Genomic DNA, 3,859 nt, shown 5'->3' with positions numbered 1-3,859 from the left:
ACACCGCGTCCTGGACCTGGCCGGCGGCCACCGCGGCGAGGTGGGCGGCGACCGGCACGGCACGCCCGTCCACCACGCGCAGGGGCGCGTCGCCCGGCACGTCGAGACAGGCGCCGGGATCGGTCCGGCCCGCCGCCATGGCGGTGTCCCAGGTGAGCTCGCCGCTGCCGTCGGCGGTGATCACCGGGGCCTCGCCGACCGGCGCCCCGGGCCGGGTGCCGAGCACCGCCATCGCGGGGGCCGGCGGCTCGGTGTCGTGGACCACCAGCCCCAGGCGGGCGCACGCCAGCGTGGCGATCACGTGCTCCAGCGGCGGCAGCCCGGCCACCAGCACCTCGTGGCCCACGGTGAGGTCGAAGGCCCGCAGGGCTCCCGCGAACGCGGCCACCTCGGTGAGCAGCCGGGCGTAGGAGTACTCGCGGTCGGAGACCAGCGCGACCTCGTCGGCGAGGCCCCTGACGACGTGCCGGTCGACGGCGTTGAAGCAGGCGTTGATGGTGCCCGGGCTGCCGGCCGCCGGCTGCCGGAACCAGGCGAGGTCGGTGGTCGCGTCGCTCATGGCCCCATCCTCGCAGTGGCGCGCCGGCGGTCAGCCCGCGGCCGGGTCGAGCTCTCGCTGCCCCCACGGCGAGCCGTACTCGGTGAGGAGGTCGAGGAACGGCACGGCGTCGAACGCCTCGGGGCCGAGCACGCCGGTGCCCTTCCACGTGCCCCGCGCGAGCAGCTCCAGCGCCACGACCGGGTTGACCGCGGTCTGCCAGACCACGCACTGGTGGCCGTACTCCGCCATCGACCACTCGTTGTCGACCACGTGGAAGAGGTACGTCGAGCGCGGCGAGCCGTCCTTGCCCCGGCCGGTGACCCACAGCCCGGCGCAGGTCTTGCCCCGCATCCGCGGCCCGAGCTCGGCGGGGTTCGGCAGGCAGGCGGCGACCACGTCGCGGGGCGACACCTCGACGCCGCCGACCGCGACCGGGTCGGTGGAGTCGAGGCCGAGCTTGTGCAGGGTCTCGAGCACGTCGATGAACTCCTCGCCCATGCCGTACTTGAAGGTGACCCGCCCGGCCTCCACCCAGCGAGGCATCAGGAGCACCTCCTCGTGCTCCACGTTGACGCACTCGACGGGCCCGATGCCCTCGGGGAAGTCGAACATCTCGGGCTCGCTGAACGGCGCGGTCGTGAACCAGCCGCGGTCCCTCTCCCACACCACCGGCGGGTTGAGGCACTCCTCGATGGTCGTCCAGATCGAGAACGACGGTGCGAAGTCGTACCCCTCCACCGTCAGGTTGGCGCCGTCACGCACGCCGAGCTCGTCGATCTCGCTGAAGAGGTGGTCCGCGGCGTACCGCGCGAAGACGTCGGAGAGCCCCGGCTCGACGCCGATGCCACACAGTGCCAGCCTGCCGGCCGCCTCCCACTGCGGCGCCACGGCGAACTGCTCGTCGCCCAGCTTGACCCCGGTCTGCTCGTACGGCGCGTCCGGGTGCGGCCGGGAGAGCGACATGGCCATGTCGAGGTAGTCGGCCCCGGCGGCGTAGGCGCCCTCGAAGATCGGCAGGACGAACCGAGGGTCGACGGCGTTCATCACGTGGGTGACGGCGTGCTCGCGGCACAGCGCGGCGACCGAGTCGGCGGAGGAGGCATCGACCCGCGCGGCGGTGAACCGCTCGTCGACCGCGGCCGCCCGCTCGGCGCTGGCGAGGGAGTAGTCGGCGATGACCACGGTGTCGAAGAAGTCCCGGCGGGCGGCGATGGCGGCGAAGGCACCGCCCACGCCGCCCGCCCCGACGAGCAGGACGCGCATGGCCTCGCTCATCCCTCGGCCTGGCCGATGTAGCTCATCACGTGCTTGACCCGCGTGTAGTCCTCGAGGCTGTACATCGAGAGGTCCTTGCCGTAGCCGGAGTGCTTGAAGCCGCCGTGCGGCATCTCGGAGACGAACGGGATGTGGGTGTTGATCCACACCACGCCGAAGTCGAGCCTGCGCGACATCCGCATCGCGCGGCCGTGGTCCTTGGTCCAGACCGAGGACGACAGCCCGTAGCGCACGCCGTTGGCCCAGCGCAGCGCCTCGGCCTCGTCGCCGAACCGCTGGACGGTGATGACGGGGCCGAAGATCTCGTCCTGCACCTGCTCGTCGTCCTGGCGCAGCCCCGAGACCACCGTGGGCTCGTAGAAGTAGCCGGTCTCGCCCTGTCGCCTGCCCCCGGTCTCGAGCCTCGCGTGGTCGGGCAGCCGGTCGACCATGCCGGCCACCCGGGCGAGCTGGTCGGCGTTGTTGAGGGCGCCGTACAGCACGTCCTCGTCGTCGGGCATCCCCGTGCGGATGCCCTTCGCCTGCTCGGTCAGCGCGGCCACGAGGTCGGCGTGGACGCCCGGACCCGCGAGCACCCGGGTGGCGGCCGTGCAGTCCTGCCCGGCGTTGAAGTAGCCCGCCTCGGCGATGGCCGCGGCGGCCGCCTCGACGTCGGCGTCGTCGAAGACGATGACCGGTGCCTTGCCGCCGAGCTCGAGGTGCACGCGCTTGAGGTCGGCGGCCGCCGAGCCGGCGACCTCCATGCCCGCCCGCACGGAGCCGGTGATGGAGACCATCTGCGGGACGGGGTGCTCGACGAGGGTGCGGCCCGTGCCGCGGTCCCCGCACACCACGTTCAGCACCCCCGGCGGCAGGAACTCCTGGCACAGCTCCGCCAGCAGCGTCGAGCTCGCCGGGGTGGTGTCGCTCGGCTTGAGGACCACGGTGTTGCCGGCCGCCAGAGCCGGGGCGATCTTCCAGATCATCATCATCAGCGGGTAGTTCCACGGCGTCACCTGGCCCACCACGCCGATCGGCTCGCGGCGGACGAAGGAGGTGTGGTCCGCGAGGTACTCCCCGGCCGACCTGCCCTCGAGCAGCCGCGCCGCGCCGGCGAAGAAGCGGAAGTGATCGGAGCTGGGCGGGAGCTCCTCGCTGGCCGTCAGCCCGATCGGCTTTCCGGTGTCCCGCGACTCCACGCGCACGATCTCCTCGGCGCGCTCGTCGATGGCGTCGGCGATGCGGAGCAGCGCGCGGGCGCGCTCCTGCGGCGTGGCCGTCGCCCAGCCCTCGAAGGCGGCGTCGGCGGCGGCGTACGCGCGGTCGACGTCCTCGGCTCGCGACATGGGGGCGCGGGCGTAGACCTCGCCCGTGCTGGGGTCGATGACGTCGTAGGTCTCGCCGGAGACCGCGTCGACGAGCTCACCGCCGATGACGTTCCTGAAGGACTGTGAGGACATGTGAGGACCCTAGCCAGCGAACCGACGGATTCGGTAGGTGTGAATCAATGTCACGACGGATTCCGTCGCACCGAGCCCGGCGGCCGCGAGGTCGGCCCACCCGGTCAGGCCCGGCCCGCGACCATCACCCCGTCGACCCACGTCGAGACGACCCGGGTGGCACCGATCTCCTCGACCGGGCCGGCGAACGGGTCGCGGTCCAGCACGACCAGGTCGGCCGCGGCACCGGCTCGGACGATCCCGGCGTCGTCGCGGTGGTTGATCCAGGCGCTTCCCGACGTGTACGCCGCGAACGCGGTGACGAGGTCGAGCGCCTGCTCGGGCAGGAAGGGGTCGGTGCCCGACCGCCCCTGCGCCCCGTACGTCGTGCGGTTGACGGCCGTATGCATGGCGAGCAGCGGGTCGGGGGTGCTCACCGGCCAGTCGCTGCCGGCGGCCAGCCGCGCGCCGGCGCGGTCCAGGTCGCCGAAGGGGTACTGCCGTCGGCTGCGCCGCTCCCCCAGGAACGGCACGGTCAGCTCGTCCATCGCGGGCTCGTGGCAGGCCCACAGCATCTGCAGGTTGGCCGTCACCCCCGCCCGGGCGAAGCGCAGGACGTCGTCGG

Annotated in this window: 4 protein-coding genes; all 4 read right to left on the bottom strand. The window is 73.0% G+C overall.

All coding sequences use genetic code 11. The features are described 5' to 3' along the window. The coding region (locus QZX64_RS15295; protein WP_295661458.1) for an AMP-binding protein at positions 1-559 on the bottom strand (559 nt) is incomplete at its 3' end. Positions 560-589: 30 nt separating this feature from the next. After that, positions 590-1,804, bottom strand: a complete 1,215-nt coding sequence (locus tag QZX64_RS15290; RefSeq protein ID WP_295661456.1) for a saccharopine dehydrogenase family protein — start codon at positions 1,802-1,804, stop codon at positions 590-592. A gap of 8 nt (positions 1,805-1,812) precedes the next feature. Continuing rightward, positions 1,813-3,255: a gamma-aminobutyraldehyde dehydrogenase gene (locus tag QZX64_RS15285; protein ID WP_295661453.1), complete on the bottom strand. Its 1,443-nt coding sequence runs from the start codon at positions 3,253-3,255 to the stop codon at positions 1,813-1,815. Between the two features lie 104 nt (positions 3,256-3,359). After that, on the bottom strand, positions 3,360-3,859 hold a 500-nt coding region (locus QZX64_RS15280), incomplete at its 5' end, for an amidohydrolase family protein (protein ID WP_295661451.1).

Source organism: uncultured Nocardioides sp., from assembly GCF_902805925.1.
GTDB lineage: Bacteria > Actinomycetota > Actinomycetes > Propionibacteriales > Nocardioidaceae > Nocardioides.
The sequence above is the reverse complement of the archived record's forward strand: the minus strand, read 5'-3'. Positions and strand labels throughout refer to the sequence as shown.

Bases quoted from the DNA above. Each gene is read 5' to 3' on its own strand.
- QZX64_RS15290 (WP_295661456.1), bottom strand. From the start codon at position 1,804: ATGCGCGTCCTGCTCGTCGGGGCGGGCGGCGTGGGCGGTGCCTTCGCC.
- QZX64_RS15285 (WP_295661453.1), bottom strand. From the start codon at position 3,255: ATGTCCTCACAGTCCTTCAGGAACGTCATCGGCGGTGAGCTCGTCGAC.